Source organism: Thiocapsa sp. (genome assembly GCF_035467215.1).
Taxonomy (GTDB): domain Bacteria; phylum Pseudomonadota; class Gammaproteobacteria; order Chromatiales; family Chromatiaceae; genus Thiocapsa.
Genome location: NZ_DATITZ010000029.1, coordinates 1 through 21,349 on the forward strand (window position 1 = coordinate 1; position 21,349 = coordinate 21,349).

Genomic DNA, 21,349 nt, shown 5'->3' on the forward strand with positions numbered 1-21,349 from the left:
GCCTGAAGGAGGGTCAATGACAGACCGAAAACAACGATGCTCTTGCCCGTTCGACACGCGATCGACATCTGAATGCTCCTTGTAACTTGGTTCCGCTCGGATGGTTCCGCGGGTGTGCAACCCTGCACGTCCGTCGTCTGAGTTTAGCCGATCGCGCTGCGCTCGAGCGCCGAAAATTGCGCGGCTCATCGCAGTCCGCGACAACCCTTGAACCATTCGGCGCGTGCGACGGCGCCTGCTTGCGCATAGTCCATGACCTGCCGATGGAAGCGCTCGGGATAGATCCCCAGATCACCGTAGCCGCGTGCGGTCAGCTCCGAGCGCAGTCCGACCAGCTCCGTGTCCAGAACGGCCAGGTCGTCGGGATAGGTCTGCGCGGTGCGCACGATGGAGTCGGCATACACGCCGATGTTCGCGTCCAGCACAGCATCGTCGCGCGCCAGATCCTCGGCGAGCCGGCGACAGCGCGGATGCTCGGCGTTCTCGTTGTCTTTGCAGAGGTCGTAGCGCTGGCGCAGCAGATCGATGTTGAACCCCTCGACCGAGAGCTTCTCGCACAGCATTCCACCGAAACGCAGGGCCTCGCGTGCACTGCGCGCGCGCTGCTCGTAGAGCCGCTGATTCGTTCCGGCAACGACGCTGCGCAACCGCTCCAGGCGCTGCTTCATCTCGGGCTCGCCGCTCGCCCGGGCGAGTGCGGTCAGCTCGAGGACCGGGTCCTCGAAGGGGCGATCGGACAGCACCGGGCGCGGCGGAGGCGTCTCTTGCGGCCGGGCGACATCGCTGCCGAGGCGCTCCCAGGCGGCGCGCACGGCGTCGATGCGCTGGTTCGAGGTCAAGACGGGGGCTGCGAGCAGGACGCGAAAACCCGTGTCGGCCGTCCCCACGGCACCGCGATCGTCGTAGAAGGGAACCTCGCGCCGCAGCGAGCTGCGCAGATCCTGGGCACTGGAATGCAGGCTGCCGCCGCGCACGACCGCCGCCCCGGGCTGACCGTGTCGACGCTCCACCCGGTGCAGCCGAAAGGGGTCGAGGACATACTCCTCGAGATTGCCCATCACATCGTGAAGCCCGAGCGGGTTCGGCTCGAGCACCCCGATCGGGCGCACCTGACCTTGCGCGTTCTCGTTGAACCAGGCATGGCGCGCAGGTCCGTCCGGCATCGGGTAGAGCATCTAGCGGAACACCGCGGGGCTGACCCGATCGCCCCCGCGCGCGGCGTATTCCCACTCGGACTCCGTCGGCAGGCGCACGAAGGCCGGCACCCCGTCGGCGCGCGGCAGGCAGGGCGTCGCGGTCGCGTCGCAATCGGCGATGGCACCGGCCTCCTCGCGCAGCCAGAGCGAGTAGCGATGCGCGAAGTCCAGCGCATCGTGCCAGCCAACACCGCCCTTGGGGAGTCGCGCCGTCGCGCCCTTGCCCGGTTCAGGACAGGCCGCGCCGGACGCGGCAGCAAGGACCGCGTCGTATTGCAGCGCAGTCACCTCGTACTTGCCGATCAAGAAGCGGCGCTGCGCGCCCTCGGGCGCCTCGAAACTGCCCGCGAGATGGTCGAGATAGCGATGCTCGGCATAACCCTGGCTCTCGGTCTCGCTGCCGAGCTCCACCTCGGTATCGGCAAGCGGGTCGGTGCCCGCCGTGCCGACCGGCCGAAAGGCCATGGCGCCGCCGCACGGCAGCGGGACGATGACGTCCTCGGGCCCGGGCTTGGGGTTGTAGAGCGTCTCCGGCCAGGTCACGGCGACCTCGGCGACGCCGCGCGCGGCGAACGACACCAGCCCGATCGCCAACAGACGGCTTAGCCGCCGCGCAGCTCTTGAATCAACGGATCGCTTCACGCAAACCCTCCGCCGGACTCACGCGCCCGGCCCGTATCGCCCCGGCCGTCGACGCAACCAGGGCCACCAGCATGACCAACCCGGACGCCACACCCAGGTCTTGGATGCCGAGCCGGGTCAGATAGCCCCCGCCGGCCAGATTCTCACCCATGACGACGTCGAACGCATGCGCGCCCGCCAGATAGCCCGCACCGGCAAAGAGCAGACCGAGCCCGGCGATGAGCGAACCTTGGATCACCGGCAACGCCGCGACCGCGCCGGGCCCGAACCCGAACAGCCGCAGCAGCGCCAACTGACGGCGCTTGCGCTCCACCCCTACCCAGAGTGCGCCGCCCAAGGCCAGCGCACAGCCCGCCCCGCCGATCAGGGCGATCACCCGAAACAGGAACGACAGGGTGCGATCCACCGCCTGCACCGAGGCGATCCGTTCGGCTTGGGTGCGGACCTCGACCCCCTCGGCACTGACCGCGGCGGCCAGGGGGCCAACCTGATCCAGCCCTGTCGCATAGAGCCGGGCGTTGGCGAAACGCGTTTGGCGGTCCGCGTAACCGAGCGTGACGGCACCGTCGGGCGGCAGATCCAGCGTACCGTCCCGGTAGTCCTCGGCTGCAACCAAAAGATCCAGGCTGGTGAAGAGCGCATCACGGGCGAACCGCGCCTCGGGCACGATGCCGATGACCGAGAGCAGCAGACGCAGGTGCTCGGAGACGCCGTCTCGGGTGCGCTTCACCACGGCGACCAGGGCAGCCGGATCGGCCTGCGTGGGAACGCCCTCCTCCGCCCCGGATGCGGGCGCCCCCGGCACTGGCTCGGCGGACATCAAGCCCAGCCGGCGCGCCAAGGTCGCGGTCACCAGGACCTCGCCGGGATGGCTCGGCAGCGCGGTGCCCGGCGGCAAAAGCGGATCGCCGAGCGCCGTCGGGATCACCTCGACCGCAGGCAGCAGGCGTCGCGCCGAGTCCAGGAGATCGACACTGGCGTTGATGGTGCGGGTCTTGGGAATCAGAAAGGCGACGTCCGGCCGCGCCGCGATCTCGGCGAGCCAGTCGCGGTCCAGTCGGGCGCTGCCGTAGAAGACCACCTCCAGGTTGCGCGGATCGCGCAGCAGGGTCTCGCGCAGGGTCTCGACGACACCGTTCTTGAGTCCGAGCAACAGGAGCAACGGGGCCAGGATCGCGGCGACCGTCAGGACGAAGACCAGGGTGGTATGCCGATCATGGCGCAGATCCTTCCAGGCCAAGGCCCAGACCTCGGCGGCGACGGGGCCGACGGACGAACGCGCTTTGGTCGATGCCGTCATCGGATGATGATCCAAACCCGCCGTGCGTCGGGCTTTAGCCCGACAAGAGCGCAGCGGCCGGACGGCAAGGCCGTGTCGGACTGAAGTCCGACCCACCCCGTGCCGTTCAAGACGCGTCCTCGAAGCAGGAGCCGAGCCGGTCGGGTGCATCGAGCGGACGCGCCCGAACCTCGCGCAGGCCGAGCGCACGCACGCGCCCCTGCTCGTGTGTCGCGATCACCACCGCCGCCCCGCTTTCAACCGCCAGATCACGCAGCAGACCGAGCACCCGGTCCGCAAGCCGCGGGTCGAGCGCCGAGGAGGGCTCGTCGGCCAGCACCAGGTCCGGCCCGTGTGCCAGTGCGCGCCCGATCGCGACCCGCTGCTGCTGGCCGACGGAGAGCTGCCCCGGCCGTCGGTCCAGCAGCGCACCGATCTCCAGCACCGCCACCAGGTGGCTGATCCGCGCGTCCTCGGCCGGAAGCCCGAGCAGGCGGCGGTTGATTCCGATGTTCTCGCGCACGGTCAGAAAGGGCAGGAGCCCGCCGGTCTGCATCACGAATCCGATCGAGCGGGCGCGCATCCGTGCGAGTGCGCCCTCGGCACGGGCGCGCCACAGCCTAGCCACATCGACCGGCGCGGCCGCATACAAGAGAAAGTGCACCCCCGGCAGCGGCGGCGCGGCGAGCCCGAGCAGTTCGAGCACAGTGCTCTTGCCGCTGCCGCTCTCGCCGGTGATCGCCAGCGTCTCGCCGCGGACGATCCTCAAGCGCGGCACACTGACCTCGAAAGACCCGTTGCCGCTGCCATGGCGATAGCCCAGTCGGGTTGCCTCGATCAGCGGGCCGGCGGTCGGCGAATCAGGAACATCAGGCGATATCGCCCGAGCGGACGCGTTATCGAGAGGCGCCATCCGCGAACCCATCAGGGCAGATCGCGCAGCGGTACCGGATAGACCCATTCGCCCGCCGGGCTGCCCTCGGCCAGGCTCACCCAGCGATCAGTGTCGGCGTTGTAGCGCTCGTAGAGCTTGATCTTGCCCTTGAGCCGGCTGACGAACTCGAACTGACGCTGCGTGCCCCAGCGCGACCAGGTGTCCTGATCCAGCGTCATGACGTCGCTCTTGTAGGGCAGGCCGTCGAGGTATTCGCCGAGCAGACCGAGGTCGGCGAGCTGAGTCGCCTGCGGGCTCGCGGCGAGCGCCGGATCGCGACCGTATTGGGCGGCAATGGAGCGCAGGCTGTCGAAGAAGGCGTCGGGTTTCAACATCCCGGCATCCGCGGCATCGACGATCTGTTTCAGGATCCCGTGCAGGTCGCTCAACTGGTCCTTGGTGATCAGCACCCGCTCGTCGACCGTCCGCACCGTGGGGTCGGCAAGATCGCTGTCGCTGATCCAGCCCTCGAAGACCGACGGGGCAAGCGTGCCCTCCTCCCGACCCAGGTAGGCGAGCTGCATGGCATGACCGAGCACACGCGTCGCCTCGCGCAGCGCGGCTGTCTCCGGGTCTTGCGCAACGGAGGGGCTCGCCGTCGCGGTCGCGGAACTCGGGATTGAGGTGGCTGCGCGTGCACTGCCCGCCGCGAGATCGCCGCGTGCAGACGCCTCGATGCTCTCGATGACCGTGTCGGACAGTGCGGAGACCGCCTTGCCCAGTGCCGCTGCCGAGCCGTCCTTTACCGAGAAGTAGAGGCTGCGCTGGATCGCCGCATTGTTGGCCAGGGTCCGATACTGCGCCTCGGCGGTGGCGTGATTGGCCTTGCCGAGCGCTGTCTTGAGATGCAGAACCATCAACGCGACCCCCTTCTCGGCCGCCTCCGAGCGCACCTGCTCGGCATGCAGACCCGTGGTGGAGGCGTCGCCTTCGAGCGCGCCGGCATCCGTGATGAGCACGGCATAGCGTGCGCCGAAGCGGTTCCAGGGGATCTCCTCCAAGGCCGTGATGACGCCCGCGTAAGGATCCTCGTCGAACCGGTCGGTCGAGACCTTCGCCTCGGTGACCTTGGATGCGCGGGTCAAGAACTCGAGCCCCGTGGAGACCTCCGCGGGATCGACGAACATCCGCGCGACATACTCCAACGATTTGGCCTTGGCTGGATCGGCGGTCGGCGCACGGAAGGCGACGAGACCGAAAGAAACCTTGTCGAGAAGCCCCGAGCCCTCGATCCGCGTGTAGACCTGCTGCGCCGCCGCACGCGCCTCGTCGATGTACTGCTGCATCGAGACCGTCGAGTCGATGATGAAGACCACCGCGGCGCGGAAGCTGCCGAGCTGGGTCACCGGCTCGGCGCGCTCGTCCGGGAGCGGCGTGCTCGTCGGCGCCGCCGTTTCCGTGACCGAGGCCACCTTGAGGCCCCGCATCAGATGACCCGAATCGGTGAAGACCTCCTCGAAGTCCAGAATCGGCAGTAGATAGAAGCGCGAGTTGATGTCGATAAAGCGATCCGGCTCGATCGCGACCACGCGGGGATCGCGCCCGCCCTCGGCGATCTTGCGGGTCAGCGGCCCGACCTCGGCGGCCGGATCAGAGAGCGCCAGCAGCCCGTTCAGTGAATCCCAGGAATCATAGAAGAGGGCGCGCTCGCGCGCGGCGCCCGGGTTGGTGAAGGCCAAGGCCATCTGCTGCAGCCAGGGCACCGTGTCGCCGGCCCGCAGCCAGCCGCTGATCTTGCCCTTGGTGTCGACGCCGACCTCGAGCCAGCGCTGTCCGTCGCGCTCGGTCTCGGCATAGACGTAGAAGCGCGAGAAGGCATCGACAAGGCGCCCGGCATCGCCGCCCGGTTGCTGGGTCAGCATCGCCCCAGGACGGGTTAGAACGCGCTGAAAGAGCGTCTTCTTCCCGGCTTGCAGCAAGGGCGAGCGATCGGTCGGCGGCTCGGCGAAGACGGGCACCGCAGCCAGGACCACCGCGGCCAGCAGCAGCCACACACTCAACCGTCGCTTCAGGTGCATTCCACTCATCCCGGCTCCTGTGATTGCCGTGCTCCGACAGATCATTGTGCGGCGCGGAGACGCCGACAATCCGCTCCGCGTCTTAATCGTGCAGCACGGCAGATGTGTCGAGACCGTTCCTTGTCGTTGTCGTAATCGACCATCGATACGAATCCGACCATGAATCCGACAACGACAACGACAACGAAGTTGACCTCGGACGGTCCCGGAATCTCTGCACTGCTCTGCTAGTAGAGTGCAGCATATCGACGATCGGCCTTGATCGGAACTCCGTCCATGAGAACTCATGCCGACACCGGAGGCCTTCGGCGGAAACAACTCGGTTCACCCGGAACCCGGTTTAGAATCAGTCTAATCGATCGCTCGGGAGCCCGCGATGACACCCTCGGTTCGTATCTTGACCCTGATCTACGCCGGTCCTCCCGCAGATCGGCTGGCGCCGGACCATCCCTGGCAGCAGTTCGACGCGCTCGGCCGGACCCTGCGACGCCATCTGCCCGGGGCGACCGCGGCCGTCTTCGCCCGGCCAGAGATCGCCGTGGACGGCTCGGGCACGATCATTTGGACCAGCGAGCTGGCCGGACAACCGCGGCCTCTGTCGGACCTGCCGGACGAGGAGCAGGCGGCGGCGCGGCGCATCCTCTCCGATCACCTGAACGCGATCTCGCACCTGGCCGACGAGCTGGCCCGACGCGAGCCGGAAGATCCCGAGCCCGGGCGTCTCCTGACCCGCGCCGTCGTCTATCCGGGCGACGAGGCGGTCTATGTGATCGGCGGCGCCCCGGTGCTGATCTCCTGGGGCGGGACCGACCCCGGCCGCCCGCCGCCCGCAGCCGGTGCGCCCGATCCGGCGACCGTCCCGTCCCCGCCGCGCCGACCGGCGTGGATCATGCCGCTTCTCGGCTTGATCGCACTCGCCGCTCTGGGGCTCGGGATCGGCCTGGGCGTCTGGCTCTGGCAGGCGCAGGAAACCGAGGAAGGCTTGCGCGAGGACCTCGCCGTCGCGCTGGCCTACCAATGCGACCCGGTCGCACCGCTCGTCGCACTCGCGTCCCGCCTGGAGCGGATCGACCGCGAGGACGCGCGTTACGCGGACATTCGCATGGCGGTCCTGACCGAGATCGGCATCTGCGAGGAGGCCGCGCTCTTTACCGAACGCCTCGCGACCGAGCCGCCCTGCGATCATCTGCCCACCTTGGACCAGGAGCTTGCCTTCTACGACCTCGAGCGCGAACCCTTCCTCGCGCTGAAGGCTGACCTGGATCGGCGGATCTCGGCCTGCTCGCGGGTCGCGGGACTCGCCGAACGCCTCGATGCGGTCGCCGGCGACTGCCTCGCCGTCGCCGAGCTGGAGCAAGAGATCGCGGCGCTCGATGAACCCAAGCGCGAGCTCGCCGTGCTGCGTCTCGGACTCGATCGCGCGCTTGCCGCCTGCCGGCTCGCCGAGACACTCGGCCCGCAGCTTGCCGAGGCGGCCGACGACTGCGCGGCACTGCGCAGCCTCACGCGCGAGACCGCCCCCGCCTTCGCCGATCTAGACGCAAGCCGGCCACCCTTGAGCGAGATCCGCGACGCACTCCAAGACGCACTCACGCGCTGCGACCTGGCCGATCATCTCGAAGGCGAGCTGGCCCGCTCGCAGGACGATTGCCTGGCCCTCGCCGGACTCGACGAGACCCTCTCGCGCCATGACCGGGAGCGCGAGCCGCTCGCCACCTTGGCCGGGAGGCTCGCCATTGCGATGCGCCAATGCGCGGACCTGAACGACCTGGAGCAAGGCTTCGCCGAGGCCAACGGCGACTGTGACCGTCTTCAGGCACTGGCCGACGGACTGGATGTCTACCGAAACAACCTCCGCTTCCTCGACATCCGCACCCGCCTGGCACCCGAGCTCGCGCTCTGCAGCGAGGCCGACGCGCTGGAGGAGCAGATCGCGGCCATCGGCGGCGACTGCACCAAGGCACGCGAGCTGGCCGCAAGTCTCGCCGACCGAGGCGACCCGCGCTTCGCCAAGGCGCGCAAGGCACTCGAGGCGCCGATTGCCGACTGCGATCGGATCGACCGCTACACCCGACGCCTCGCCGAGGCCGGCGCGGACTGCACGCGCCTCGTCGCCCTGGAACGCGACCTCAAGCGCGAGTCCGCCCCGACGCTGCGACCGGTCCGGCAAGCGCTCGGCGAGCGGATCGGCCCGTGTCGCCCGCCGCCACCGAAACCCGTCGTGGTCCAAGCGCCTCCGAAGGCCCCGCCACCCGAGATCAAGATCGGCACCAAACCGACTCCCCCACCCCCGCCCCCCCAAGGCAGCGGCTCCTTCGCCATGCGCGGCGACTGCACGGGACGCCTGACCATCGAGCCGACCTCAGGCTGGGACGGCGACCGCGTCCGACACATCGTCACCATCGATCCGCCAGCCAGCGAGCGCGTCGCTCGGGTGACCTCTACCAACCCCGGATGCCGCAACTGCGCCCTGCGCAAGATCGGCCGCAACACTTGGCGCGGAGACCTCTTCTACGGCTGCCGTGGTCGCGGGATCGTCCAGGTGTCCTACGCCGCTTACGATGCGAGCGGACGGATGATCTGCAGCGGGAAGGGCAGCGACCTGTGTCTCGGGCGTCGTCGATAGGCGACGATTCAGAAACGAGGTGCTTTTGTCCCTGCTCCTGCTACGTCGGGGGAGCCGTGATCTCGCGCATGACGCACGACAGCGATCTCGCTCCGGCCGGATCAGACCATCCGGTTCGAGTCACCGCGTCCCACCGAAGCGCTCGATCGCTCCCGCGGCTTCCGCATCACCGGCGGCCGCCGCCTTACGCAGCCAATCAAGCCCCGCCTCATGCGTCGGCCCGGAGGGCTCGTGCTCGGCCATGAGCTGGCCGAGGCGACGCTGGACCTCGGTGTCGCCGGCTTCGGCGGCGTCGCTGTAGTAGACGATCGCGTAGGGGATGTCGGGGGCCGCGATGCAGTTTCCGGGGCGATGGGTGAGCGGGTCGTAGCGGCGCGCAAGGCGGGCTGCGAAGGTGGGGTCGGCGTTGGCGGCTTCGCTGTAGAGTGCATAGGCGGCGGGGCAATCGCCGGCCTGCTCAAGCTGCTCGGCGCGCTCGAAGATGGCTGCCGAGGTCGGTTGGTCGGCGAGGAATCGGCTTGCCAGCGCGATGCCGGTGAGGGTGGGATCGGGTTCCGAGGGAGGTGCCGTTGCGCCGGATTGCGTGGATTGCGGCTCGTCCTCTTCGGCGGGCGTACGATCCGCGCTGGGCTCGACGAGCTGAGGGGCATCCGGATCCGGCACCGGTGTCTCGCCGAACCAACCGAGCCACCAAGCGCCGACACCGCCGCCGCCCGCCAAGAGCAGGACGGCGGCGAGTGCGAGCCAGGGCCAGCGTGCGTTGCGGCGTCGGGTTCGTCTTAGATCCGCATGACCCTCGAGGTCGAGCGAGAGGTCGTCGCCCTCGGCATCAGGCTCGGCGTCTCGCCCGGACTCGGCTCCGGATCTCCGAACGCTAATGGTCCCCTCCAACGGATCCCTGGATGCCGACCGCGGTGCAGCGGCGCCGGAGCCGATCAACTCGCCGCGTATCCTAAGGGTGCCTGCATCCTCGACGCCGTCGAGCCTGGCGACCACGCGCAACGGCGCTCCGCCGACGCCGACGATGCTGTCCACCAGGTCGGCATCCAGGGTGAGCCTGAGACCGTCGGATAGAGGCTCGGCGGTGAAGATCGGGTGCCAGTGCGGCGTGACCTGCCACTGACGATCAAGTCCAAGGTAGCGCCCGTCGTTGCGTTGCAGGGCAAGCGAGACCGTCTCGGGGCTCGGTCGTGCGCCTCCGATCAGCAGCCGAGCGGAACCCGGTCCGGCCGGGTGGAGATCGATCTTCAGGGCCATCGGGGTCTACCTGTCAACTTTGGGGGTCACGCGCCTTGCCGGCGACCCGATCGAGGATTTGGCCCAGCTTGGCGTTCTGCTCCGGCGAGATGTCGCGCCCGGCGGCGTGGCCGGCGTTGGCGATGGCGAGCGCGCGGAACGCCTCGAACCAGTCGACGATGTAGAGCGCGGGGAAATTGACCGGGGTCTCGGGCAGCACGGGCATGCCGCGGGGCGGGATCGGCGGGGGCGAGGCAAAGACCGGGCGCTGTTGGCCGACCAGGGACCGCGGGCGGTCGTCGGGCAGCAGGTCGTCGGTACCGAGATAATCGATGAAGCGATTGACGCGCGTCGCGGTGACATAGACCTGTCGCTCGGCGAGCTGAGAGCGCATCGCTGCGGTTTGGGACTCGGCGCTGTCGATTAGGCCGATCAGGGCTTGATCCAAACCCGAGCGGTCGGCGCCGGTGATGAGCTCGCCGATCAGATCTTCGAGCGCGCCCTTCTTGTCCAGGCCCATGTGTCGCAGCCAGTGCGGGTCCTCGGGCAGTGATTTGAGATGTCCAACCCAGTAGCTGAGCACCGCACGGACGAAGCGTGCCGCGTTCTCGTTGGTCGCCGCGGGTGGCGGTGCATCCGCGTGGTCCGTGCCCGAGGGGTGGCGGGATGTGGCCCCGCCGAGAAGGGCATCCAGATCGATCAGGCCGCCATCGCCGCTCGGTGCCGGATGGCGGGCCGCATCCGGCGCCGCAGCCGAGGTTGCCGGGACCGGTTGGCCGGCCGACTCGTCGACACGCAGGTAGAGCGCGCGCAGTCCCTCCTTGGGCGGCTGCAGAGCACCGAGCAGGGCAGCGAAGCGGTTCGGTCGCTGACGCAGCGCCCCGATCACCCGATCGGCGAGGCGGCGTTTGTTGTCGACCTCGGCCGCGCCCTCGGCGCGAAAATAGGGTCCGAAGCGGTGCCGGACGAGCTCCTCGATCCCGGCGTCGAGCTGCTCGCCGATCCGGGCGAGCTTGCCCTCGGGCGCGGCGACCCGGCCGAGATAGGCGGCGAGGCGGGAGATTCCGCCGTCGTTGAAGCTGAGCATGGCATCCCAGGCGGCTTGGGGGTCCGCAAGATGCTTCCGGACGGTCGGATCCTCGCAGAAGGTGCGCCGCAAGAGGTCGAGACGCGCCCGTTGTCCGGGCAGGATGGCCTGCTCGCCGGACGCGTCGGTCTCGATCACGGCGGTCGCCATGCGCGGCTTGCGCACCAGGAAGAGGTTGTCGAAGGGCTTGCCCGGCGACCATTCGCGCAGCCAGTCGTAGGCGCCGAAGCGCTCCAGAAGGGCGAGCTTCATCATGCCTTCCCAGCCCTTGCGCATCAGGTCCTCGGTCTCGCTCGGGACCGGGTTGAGGCGGAAGTCGAACATGGTGAAGGCCCAGATGAGGCCCGGATCGCGGCGCGCTCGAGTGGCCGGATCGGCACCCTGCGTCGCATGGACCCAGGTCTCCAGAACCGGCCCCAGGTCTTTGACATCGCTCTGCTTATGCGAGGGGGCGCAGAGCACCAGGAGGTTCATCTCCTGATCGTCGGTGTAGCGCTCGAAGAGGAAGGCGACCTTGCCGCGCAGCACCAGTTGGGCGACCGGGTCGACCTGATCGTCCTGGAGCTGCTTGCGCACCTCGGCCAGGTTCGCGACCGCGAGGCGCCCGCGATAGCCGGGGAAATCGAGCAGGTCGACCTGCTCCAGGAGCCCGGTGCGCGGCGCCTCGGCCAGCACGAAACGCAGCTCCGTGGTGAGGGCCGCGAGCAGCGAGCGCGGCAGCGCGACCGCCGGCAGCAGGGTGTCTCCGCGACGCGGCACGATCTCGATACGGTCGGCGTCGTCGCGCCCGAGCCGCTCGAGGATATCGACGTTCATGATGCTGTCGCCCTGGCTCAGCGCGCCGCTCGCGTCGGTGCGTACCAGCGCGGCGAGCGGGGCATAGGCGGCGTCGGCGTGACTAGCCTCGGCGAGTCCCCGGCGCAGTGCCAGATAGGTCTCGGTCAGCTCGCGCACCTCGCCCCAGAGCACGGAGAAGAGCGCGGCGCGATCAGCCGGCTCCAGATAGGGCGCCAGCGCGATCGCAGTCGGCCAATAGTCGGCCTTGAGCTGCTCGGTGGTCTTGGGGAAGCGTTTTTCGAAATACTCGAGCAGGTCGACTACGTCGTCCTCGCTCACCCCGCCGACGGGCGCGGCGGTGCGGCCTGCCTGCAGGGCGGCGAGGTGTCGGCGCAGATGCCCGGGCGAGAGATCGACCTCCACCTGCTCACGGTCGAAGTCGTTGAAGAAGGCGTTGCCGAGGACCTTGGCCAGGTCGACCTCGGAGAAGAGCGACAGCTCCAGCGGATAACCCGGCGGTGCCGTGCTCGGACGGCGCGTGAAGCGGGTCACCAGACCGGTCGCCTCCTTGCCGTGGCCGGGCGGGTTCACGTGCTGAATGAAGTTGAGCCGTCGGCCCTCGACTTCGGTTTCCAGCTCCCCGCTCTCCCCGGCCGCGAGGGCAGAGATCAGATAGGACTTGCCGGCCTGGGACAGGCCGAAAAAGCCGACGCTGACGGAGCGTCCGGCGGCCCGTCCGAGCCGCGTGGCGAGGTTGCGCGTGCGGCGCAGCTTGTCGGTCAGGCTGTCGGACTCGCGGTCGAGCCGCTGGGAGTGGCGGCGGGTCTCGGCCACCCAATCGATCGCCTCGCCGCTGCCGTCGTACAGGGCGCGACTGCGGCGAATCAGGTCGGCTGCGCGTGTGTCTCGGGTGTCAACCATGATCAGCTATGCTCCGCGCTCACCTGAAAATCGACCCGCTGTCGAGCCAATAGCTGTCCTGATCGAAGCCGATGCTGGCCAGTGTGTTGAGCTTCAGGGCCACGACACCTCGCCCGAAGGCACGCCCGCCTTCCAGCTCGACGGCGGCGACTCGGAACCGCTCGGCATTCACGCCGCGCATCCGCTCCAAACGCACTTGGAGCACGCCGCCCTGCGTGTAGAGCAGACGGCGAACCTCGTCGTCGGCAAAGTCGAGCAGATAAAGCGGTTGCGCACCCCAACGCTCGGCGGCGAGTTGACGATAACCGATGTGCATCACGCCGGTCATGGGGATGCTGGTCTCGGGCAACTGGTACTCGGGGTCGTCGAGGTCGACGTCGCTGTAATAGACATCGCCGGCCTTGATCATCCGGTTGCGGTCGATCATGCCGAGATAGCGGATCGTCGAATAGGGGCGGAAGGCATTGGCTCGGAACGAGAAGTTGGGAAGCCGGCCCTGTCCGAGCAGACAGAGCATGGCGCCGACCGCAGCCGTGGTCTTGGGGTCGGCGATGCGTCCGCGTCGATTGAAGGGATACCAGGCCCCGGTGCGATAGTCGTGCATCGCGATGATCCGATCCGGCGGCAACGGTAGGAGTGCGCGCACCAGCGCCTGGAAGCCCGGCAGGCGTGACGGGCGACCGGTCAGCAGCAGCAGGTCGCAGTCGTAGAGGTGCGCGATCTCGCACAGTGAGCGCACGGCGCGGGTGACCTCCAGGCGCTCCTCCATGAATAATTGATGGGTGCGATCGAGGTCGAGCCGAACCGGGCAGTCGAGCAGCGAGAAGCCGGTGACCGTCCCGCCGGTTGCGTCGCGCACGCCGCCCGCGAACCAATCCAGGACCGCGTCGGTCGGACGCTCCAGGCTGATCTCCGCGACTAGATCGGAGAGCGCGAGTGTATGCGGCTCGCTGCCGTGGACCGGATCGAAACGCTCGTAGGCCTTCAGCACCGCGAGCCCGGCCGGGTAAAGCACCTGCAGCGCCAACTGCTGGCGGAGCATCCCCTCCTGAACATCGACTGGATCCGCGCCGATGAGGCGCGAGAGCAGGGCGTCGGGCTCTTCCACACCGGCTGCGGTGACCGCCTCCTTGAGGGCCGGCACCAGGGTCGCGCCGATCACCTCGAGCAGGATGTCGTCGCCCGCGACCTTGAAGCCGTCGCGAAAACGCTGCTCGGGCACGATGGTGCGATTCGCACCCGTGCGACCGCCTTCGAGCAGATAGTCGTTGATGACGAGGTCGGTCGTGCCGCCGCCGATGTCCACGGTCGCGATCCGCAGGCGCGGCCCCTCCCCTGCGGTTCGCACCCCGGTCTCGGCATCGCGGACCCGTCCGGCGATGGCGAACAACTCCTCCGCACGCCCGGCGAAGGTGTTCTGGATCTCGCTGTAGAGATAGACCGCCTGACTGCAGGTCGCCTCGTCCCAGCGAACCTCGATGGTCGGGAACGGGGGCCAGGCCAGCTCGGCGCCCGGGCCATCGATCGGCGCGTCCTCGGGGTGCCAGCCGAACGCCTTCCAGACCAGCCCGACGGCCTGGTGCATCCGCTCGGCGAAGAGATCGCGCTCCTGCTTGGGCATGGAGGGCGGGATGGTCAGAATGAGCGTGCGTAGATGCCGCGGCAGGTCGGCCGTGGGCATACGCAGACGCTGCGCCGGGCTGTTGATCTGGCAGAGCGCCTGGGTCAGGACCTCGGCCAACATGAACATCATCATGGCACTGCGCGAGTAGTGCGGCATGAAGACCGGCATGCGGTCGGCCTCGGGCAAGGAATAAAGCGCGGTGCCGACCTCGTTGATGAGATTGCAGAAGGGCGCGGCCGTGGCCATCGGCTCGATCTCGGTGCGCACGAAGGCGCTGTTGAAGCGCCAGCCGGTGTCGAAGCGGTCCTCGTCCCAGAGATAGCGTTTGGGGCTGGAGATGCCGGTGGCTCCTTCGGTCCCGCGACGACGCCCGGCCATGCGCGCGGCCTCCGGACCGACACGGGCGATGGTCGGCCAGAGGAAGGCACCGGCGCGTCCGCTCTTGTGCGCCCAGTGCTCCTTGCCGAAGGTCGCCTGGGCGAGCTCGACGCGGCTCTCGAAGGGCTCGTTGTAGCGATGCTGCGGCTGGGACAGGTCGCGCAGCTCCAGCTCGTAGCGGCGTCCGAGCACGTCGCCCTCCTTGGCGTGCTGCTCGATGAGGATGCCGCAGGTGCGCGAGTTGCCGACGTCCAGCACCATGTCGACCGACACCGCCGGCTGCACGTCGGTCGCCTTGTTGCCGAGCAGCTTGATCTCGGGGATGCAGCCGGCCTCGCCGATCACCGCGAGTAGGTTGAGATAATGGGCATGGTGGGCGAGACGCTCGCGCTCCGCCTCCACGTCCTCGGGCGGCAGACGCAGGCGCGGGCCGGCGCGCTCGTCGAAGACCTCCTGGATCCAGCCCGCCACCCAGGGCAGCTCCGGGAACCAGCCGATCTCGTGCGCGCGGTGCGCGAAGGCGAAGGCCGCGCCCGCACCGACATCGGACTCGGTCGGGGCCAGATAGCGCAGATCCTCGGCATCGGCCAGCAGGTTGGTGTCGATGGCGAGGGTCAGCCGATGGGTGTGATCGGTCGCGGTGGCCTCCTCCGCGGACAGGGCCAAGAGCCGCAACCGCGCCCAGGTCTCGGGGCCGGCCGCAAAGCGTCTCGGCGGGTGCAGGCGCAGCACCGGCACCGGCAGCCAGATGCCGTCGAGCAGGCGTGCCGAGTCGTCCACCGGCACACTCAGTTGAGACTTCAGCGGAATGCCCGGACGGTCGGGCCAGTAGAGCTGATTGGTGCGCTCGTCATAGAGCAGGCGCGCGAGCGAGCGGTTGCTCTCCTGCACCACGAACTCTCCCGGCAGGGCCTTGCGCAACGCGAGGGTCAAGCCGAAGTCGAGGAACTGAACGCCGCTGTCGGCGATCAGTGTCACCTTGGTTTCGAAATTCACCAGTCTCGCGAGCATGGTCTTTGACCTAAACCGCGCCCGGCGCGGAATGCGATGTTTTTGGATGGGGTCGGCCTCGGCAGACTTGACGACCGCTGGAGCCAGCGCGGTTTAATTGACTAAAAAACATATCATTTTAACCGCGTCCCCGCGAAGGGCTGTGGATTCCCGTCCGCTCATTCGCCCGCCGCACCCTGCACGTCGAGCGAGAAGGTACCACCGCCGGGATAACGGCCGACGCAGTCGGGTTTGCCGTCCTTGCCCGGCGCGCACTCCACGCTCGGCCGACCGAAGTTGGTGCCGTCGGCGCAGCGGATATCGCCGCTGCTGTCGATCACCAGACGCTCGCCCTTCACGGATGCCGCGGCGCCGCTTTGGCAGATGCTGCCGTCGTGGCGTTTGAGTCGCAATTGACCCTGACCCTCTTGGGTACGGTATTCCATCTGGATCGGCAGGCCGGTCTTGGGGTCCTGCAGGGAGGTGGCGGTGCGCCAGCCGCTGGTCAGACCGCTCAGCGCCTGCGGAGTCGCCCCCGGTTTGGACGCGCCCGGCCCAGTGCTCGGTCCGGCTGCGCCGCCCTTGACCGGTGCGGTACCGGGAACCGCGCCGGGCGCGCCTTCGGCTTCGCCGGCGGTTGAACCGGGCAGACCGGGCGTCGCCGGGATTGCATCGCCCTCACCCGTCGGCGGCTCGGTGCCTTCCTCGGGCGAGACGGCGTCCGCGGTGCCCGGCACCGGAGGCGTCTCGCCAGTCCCGTCCTCGACCGCCTGTCCCTCCTGCGGTGCCGCGTCGGCATCGCTCGCGGTCGGATCAGACAGCGTGGGATCGGCAGTAGGCTCGACGATGCCGGTATCCGCATCGGGTTCGACTGCGGCGGGATCGCTCGCGGCCGAGTCGTCCGTGGGCAGGTCGTTCGGGAGCGGCTCGGTCAAGGGCAGCTCGGCATCCGCGCCCGCAACCTCGCCCTCGATCGGCGTGGTCTCGGACGCATCCGGATCGAGCTCCTCGCCGGGGAGCACAGGCAACCCCTCGATCCCCTCCCCCGCATCCGTCCCGATCGTCTCGTCCAAGACTGCAGCCCCTTCGTATAGGCTATCGGTCTCGTCTGTCACGCTTGTCGACTCGCTCCCCGAAACACTCGTCTCGTCGACTGCAACACCCTCGTCCGTCACCGAAATGGCTCTGGTTTCGGTGGTTCGGTCGCTGCGAAGATCGCTCTCGAAGAGTGCCCGATCCCGAACCTGTCCGGAATCGATCGTCACGTCGCGAACGACCGACTCGTCCCGAAGTGACGGGTCGACCAAGAGCGGGTCCTCGGCCGACGGCTCCGAGAGGATCGGCGCGAGCTCCTCCGCAACCCAGTCCGGGACCCACTCGGCGAAGGGCGTGGAAGCGTCGGGCACGCAGCCGCGCAACAGGAAGAGAAGCAGCAGAATCAACGCGAGCAGAAGGAACGGAAACCAGATCCACCAAGGGAGACCGCGGCGAGCCACCGGGGCCGGGTTCGGACTCGGGTCTTGCCGAGGCTCGTCGGTCAGGTCGAGCGACCACTCCGTCGGCGGGGCGGCGAACCGTCCCAGATTCACCAAGGGGTCGGAGCCTACCGCCTCGCGATCGCGGACAAAGCCCCAAAAGCTCACGACCGGGCGACCGTCGACCAGATAGACGTGGCCCTCGTCCGGGAAGTTGAAGACATGTGCGAGCAGCCGGGCGAAGACCTGGCGCTCGGGGTCCGGATCGGCCTGCATGGTGCACGCGAGCTCGTCGATCCGGGTGCGATTCTCCAAGAGCTGGCTTTGGGCCGAGAGCCGCTCCTCGGGGCTCGCGGAACTCCAGGGCACGACCGGACCGGGGCGCGGGGCGTACCAATCCAGCGTATCACCGTCCTCGTTGCGCTGCGGGATGGCGAAGCTGTCGGCCAGATCCGGGCCGAGCCGACGCGCCAAGGCGGCGCGCAGTTGAGCCGCGGCGAGATACACCGGGTGGCCGACGGCGCCGACCGGGTGATAGTCGGTGAGTGTTCCGGTGCGTAGTAAAGGTCCGATCATGGTTGCTTGAGTCCCTCGCCAACGGCCTTTTCCAGTTTCTCCAGGGTGTCGCAGCGCAACAGCGCCTCGTCGAGCCGACCGCGGATCGCGCGAAGCGGCTCGCGCTCGGCGTCCTCGGCGGTCAGCTCCCGATCGAGCGTGCGCAAGGCAGCGCAGTCCATTTGAGCATCCACCAGCTTCTGACGATAGGTTTGGGCGCGGGCGCAGCGAGCCAACTCGGTGTCGAGTCGCTCGCGTAGGGCTGCGAGCGGCGGCCGGGCGACATCGAGCCCGGCCGACTCGCGATCCAGCTTCAGGATGGCCGAACAACCGCCGTCGTGTTCCTCCAACGCTGCATCCAGCGCGACGGCGAGCCGATCGGCCTCGGCACAGCGTGCAAGCTCACCGGCCAGTCGTTCCCGAACCGGTCGCCAAGGTGTCTCGTCCGGCGCGGCCTCGGACGTCTGCTCGGACACCGGCTTGGACTCGGGCAGACCGATCGAATCGCCCAGCTCGACCAGCGCCCCACAGTTGCCGAGCCGACGCTCCAGCTCGGCCGCCGCTTGCGTCGACGTTTCACAGATATCCACGCGCTCGTCAAGCCGCGCGACGATGCCGGCAAAAGGCTCGCGATCGAGATCCGGTCCCGGCGTCGGCGGCTCGCCTTCGACCCCGGCCAGGCCCTGTCGAATCTCGACGAGTCGCGGGCAATCCCAATCTGCGGCGATCACCTCGCGATCGAGCGACTCGGCCGCGGCGCAACGGGCCTGCTCGCCCGCGATCCTCTCGCGCAGATCCGCGAAGCCCTTTCCTTCGGGATCGAGCCGGTCGATCCGCAACGCAAGGGCCCCGAGCCGATCCGGCCCGGCACAGGCGGCATCGAACGCGGCCTGCAGCTCGGCGTCGAGCGAGTCGGCCTCGCGCCGATCGAGCCAAAGCCAGCCGCCGCCCGCGACACCGGCCCCGAGAATCAGCACAACCGCAACGGCCCAACCCCATCGGACGCGACGCCGCACAGGCGGCTCGGGCGCGGAGGCCGAGGCGAGAACGGGGCCATTCGAACGCCCGCGCCCCGGCTCCTCGACCAACACGAACCCCCAGAGCGTCAGCACGGGCTCGTCACCGATTACATAGACGTGGGAGTCGTCCGGATAGCGGGTGGCGGCGCGCAGGAGCGCAGCGATGGACTCGGAACCCTTTACCCGCGTCGGCAGCGCATCGGCGAGCCGGCGCAAGGCATCCAGCCGCTCCTCGAGCTTGGCCTTCATGGCGGCGCGACGCGCGGACGGCAGGGCGGTCAGTCGCGTCGGCTGGCCGGGAAGATCGCTGTACCAGTCGACCGTCTTGCCGTCGGCGCAGGGCACGGGCCAGGCGAAGACCGATGCGACGACGCCCGGCAGATGCCGGCGGATGAGGGTCTGAAGCTCCCGATGCAGGTCGTCGAGCCCGGCAAGCTCCTCGGTCGGCAGTCGATAGCCGCTGATGTCGACCCGTGCGACCCGCAGTGATGGTGCCAACCGAGCCTCCCTTGGACTGCCCGACGCCCGCGGGGCGGGCCTGATCGGACGCTAGTCTACCGACTGCCCGCTTTGCCGAACACTGTCGCGCAAGCGCGTGCGAGCGTGCGATGCGTCCGGCACGGCATCCCGCGTAGGTTCGGGTTAGGCGCACATGGCTCGGCCGTACGATGCCCCTCGATTCCTCAATGCGCGCCGTAACCCGACACGCCGGCGGCCCGACGCAAGGCTGAATGTCGGGTTACGCTGCGCTAACCCGACCTACGCGGGATCGACATCCAATCGCGGCTTGGCGCGAACGACGGCAATTTCATCGGTCTCGCTGCGGGCCACGCGCCGCCGCCGAGGTCTCAATGCTCCCGCCAACCGCGCTGACGCGCCTTGCGGCCCCAGATCCAGACATACTGCGCGCCGCTGACGACGACGGTGGCGAAACAGGCCCAGATCATCGTCTCGATCAGCCCTTCGGGAAGCTCGAAGGGTCCTGCAGCGATGATGACCATCACCACGAGCAGGATCTGAAGCACGGTGTTGAGCTTGCTGATCGGCAGGGGCGCGGCCTCGACCGCCTCGACACGGTAGTTGTAGACGACGGCCCCGGCGACGATCACCAGATCGCGCAGGATTGCGGCAATCACCAGCCAAACCGGCACCAGCCCCTGCCAACCCAAGACCAAAAAACACCCGACCAGCAATGCCTTGTCGGCAAGTGGATCGAGGATTCCTCCCAGACGCGTACGCCAGTCGTAGCGCTTCGCCAGATAGCCGTCCAGGCCGTCCGACGCACCCGCCGCGGCGAACAAGAACAAGGCCCATCCATATTCCTCGCGGAACAGCAAGTACATGACGGGCGCGACCGCAATGAGTCGCAGGACGCTGATGATGTTTGGAAGATCCCTGAGCTGCACGTACACACTCCGGTCGCCGGGGCGGCACCAAACCTTGATGCCTGTCCGGTTGATGCTAGTCGGGTCCGTGGCGTCTGTCCAAGATCAATGCCCCGTCGCGGTGCACACTCGCCGTCGCGACCGATCCGCCCGGCGGCGACGGCGGCGTCGAACGCCCGTACTGCGGGTCCGGCCGGACTGCTAGAATAGCCGGTCAAACCCGTCCCTTGGAGCCAAAGCGTGACGCAGGATTCCGCCCCGTCCTCATCGCCATCCCTCAGTTATCGCGACGCAGGAGTCGACATCGACGCCGGCGCCAGGCTGGTCGAGCGCATCAAACCGCTCGCCGCCGCCACCTCTCGACCCGGGGTCATTACCGGTCTCGGCGGATTCGGGGCGCTCTTCGAGCTCCCGCTCGCCGATTATCGGCAACCCGTGCTGGTCTCGGGTACGGACGGCGTGGGCACCAAGCTCAAGCTCGCGATCGACCTGGGTCGGCACGACACCATCGGTATCGATCTGGTCGCCATGTGCGCGAACGATATCCTGGTCAGCGGCGCCGAGCCCTTGTTCTTTCTCGATTACTACGCCACCGGCCAGCTCGATGTCGAGGTCGCCGCATCGGTCGTCTCGGGCATCGCGCGCGGCTGCGAGCTCGCCGGCTGCGCCCTGACCGGCGGCGAGACGGCCGAGATGCCGGGCATCTATCGCCCGGGCGACTATGACCTCGCCGGCTTCTGTGTCGGGATCGCGGAGAAGGCGGATCTCATCGTCCCTGACCGGGTTCAACCGGGCGACGTGCTGATCGGGCTCGCCGCATCCGGTCCGCACTCAAACGGCTACTCGCTGATCCGCAAGGTCATCGAGGTGAGCGGCGCGGATCTCGGCGAGGATCTGGACGGGGTCAGCCTCGGCGAGCGACTGCTGGCACCGACCCGCATCTATGTCCGGTCCGTCCTGCCCTTGACGCGCGCCATTAAGGTGCACGCCCTCGCCCACATCACAGGCGGCGGACTGACCGAGAACCTGCCGCGGGTGCTGCTGGACGACACCCGGGCCGTCCTGGATCTGACAAGCTGGACCCGCCCGCCGGTCTTCGCTTGGCTCCAGACCAAGGGCGGTATCAGCGATGCCGAGATGCTGCGGACCTTCAACTGCGGGATCGGGATGGTAGTTACCGTCGACGCAGGCGATTTGGATCAGGCCC

11 protein-coding genes and 1 pseudogene are annotated in these 21,349 nt (G+C 68.4%); 2 read left to right on the top strand and 10 right to left on the bottom strand.

Annotated elements, in window-relative coordinates:
* Positions 1 to 185: 185 nt before the first annotated feature.
* From VLR48_RS01575 to VLR48_RS01590, 4 genes and pseudogenes are all read right to left on the bottom strand, one after another.
* Positions 186 to 1,661 (bottom strand): annotated as a pseudogene (locus VLR48_RS01575) (formylglycine-generating enzyme family protein).
* Positions 1,662 to 1,821: 160 nt separating this feature from the next.
* Entirely contained in the window at positions 1,822 to 3,138 is a 1,317-nt protein-coding gene (locus VLR48_RS01580; protein ID WP_325290096.1) for an ABC transporter permease, read from the bottom strand.
* 106 nt (positions 3,139 to 3,244) lie between these two features.
* Positions 3,245 to 3,895, bottom strand: a complete 651-nt coding sequence (locus VLR48_RS01585) for an ABC transporter ATP-binding protein (RefSeq protein ID WP_325290097.1) — start codon at positions 3,893 to 3,895, stop codon at positions 3,245 to 3,247.
* A gap of 146 nt (positions 3,896 to 4,041) precedes the next feature.
* Positions 4,042 to 6,078, bottom strand: coding sequence for a vWA domain-containing protein (locus VLR48_RS01590; RefSeq protein ID WP_325290098.1), 2,037 nt, complete (start codon positions 6,076 to 6,078; stop codon positions 4,042 to 4,044).
* A gap of 367 nt (positions 6,079 to 6,445) precedes the next feature.
* On the opposite strand from VLR48_RS01590, the gene VLR48_RS01595 reads away from it, so the two are divergent.
* Positions 6,446 to 8,695 (top strand): hypothetical protein, encoded by a 2,250-nt coding sequence (locus VLR48_RS01595; RefSeq protein ID WP_325290099.1) that lies wholly within the window; start codon positions 6,446 to 6,448, stop codon positions 8,693 to 8,695.
* Positions 8,696 to 8,815: 120 nt separating this feature from the next.
* On the opposite strand, the gene VLR48_RS01600 is transcribed toward VLR48_RS01595, so the two are convergent.
* From VLR48_RS01600 to VLR48_RS01625, 6 genes are all read right to left on the bottom strand, one after another.
* Positions 8,816 to 9,952, bottom strand: a complete 1,137-nt coding sequence (locus tag VLR48_RS01600) for a hypothetical protein (RefSeq protein ID WP_325290100.1) — start codon at positions 9,950 to 9,952, stop codon at positions 8,816 to 8,818.
* 13 nt (positions 9,953 to 9,965) lie between these two features.
* Positions 9,966 to 12,716 carry a putative virulence factor gene (locus VLR48_RS01605; protein WP_325290101.1) on the bottom strand — a complete coding sequence of 917 codons (2,751 nt, stop codon included), beginning with the start codon at positions 12,714 to 12,716 and terminating at the stop codon, positions 9,966 to 9,968.
* 19 nt (positions 12,717 to 12,735) lie between these two features.
* Positions 12,736 to 15,729, bottom strand: coding sequence for a virulence factor SrfB (locus VLR48_RS01610; protein WP_325290102.1), 2,994 nt, complete (start codon positions 15,727 to 15,729; stop codon positions 12,736 to 12,738).
* 158 nt (positions 15,730 to 15,887) lie between these two features.
* Positions 15,888 to 17,759, bottom strand: a complete 1,872-nt coding sequence (locus VLR48_RS01615) for an SrfA family protein (RefSeq protein ID WP_325290103.1) — start codon at positions 17,757 to 17,759, stop codon at positions 15,888 to 15,890.
* Positions 17,756 to 19,255 (bottom strand): hypothetical protein, encoded by a 1,500-nt coding sequence (locus VLR48_RS01620; protein ID WP_325290104.1) that lies wholly within the window; start codon positions 19,253 to 19,255, stop codon positions 17,756 to 17,758. The genes VLR48_RS01615 and VLR48_RS01620 overlap by 4 nt, the downstream gene beginning before the upstream one ends.
* Before the next feature lie 350 nt (positions 19,256 to 19,605).
* Positions 19,606 to 20,163 (bottom strand): CDP-alcohol phosphatidyltransferase family protein, encoded by a 558-nt coding sequence (locus VLR48_RS01625; protein WP_325290105.1) that lies wholly within the window; start codon positions 20,161 to 20,163, stop codon positions 19,606 to 19,608.
* A gap of 219 nt (positions 20,164 to 20,382) precedes the next feature.
* Here VLR48_RS01625 and purM point away from each other — a divergent pair.
* Positions 20,383 to 21,349, top strand: a 967-nt coding sequence (gene purM, locus VLR48_RS01630; protein WP_325290106.1) for a phosphoribosylformylglycinamidine cyclo-ligase, incomplete at its 3' end; no start/stop codon positions are given.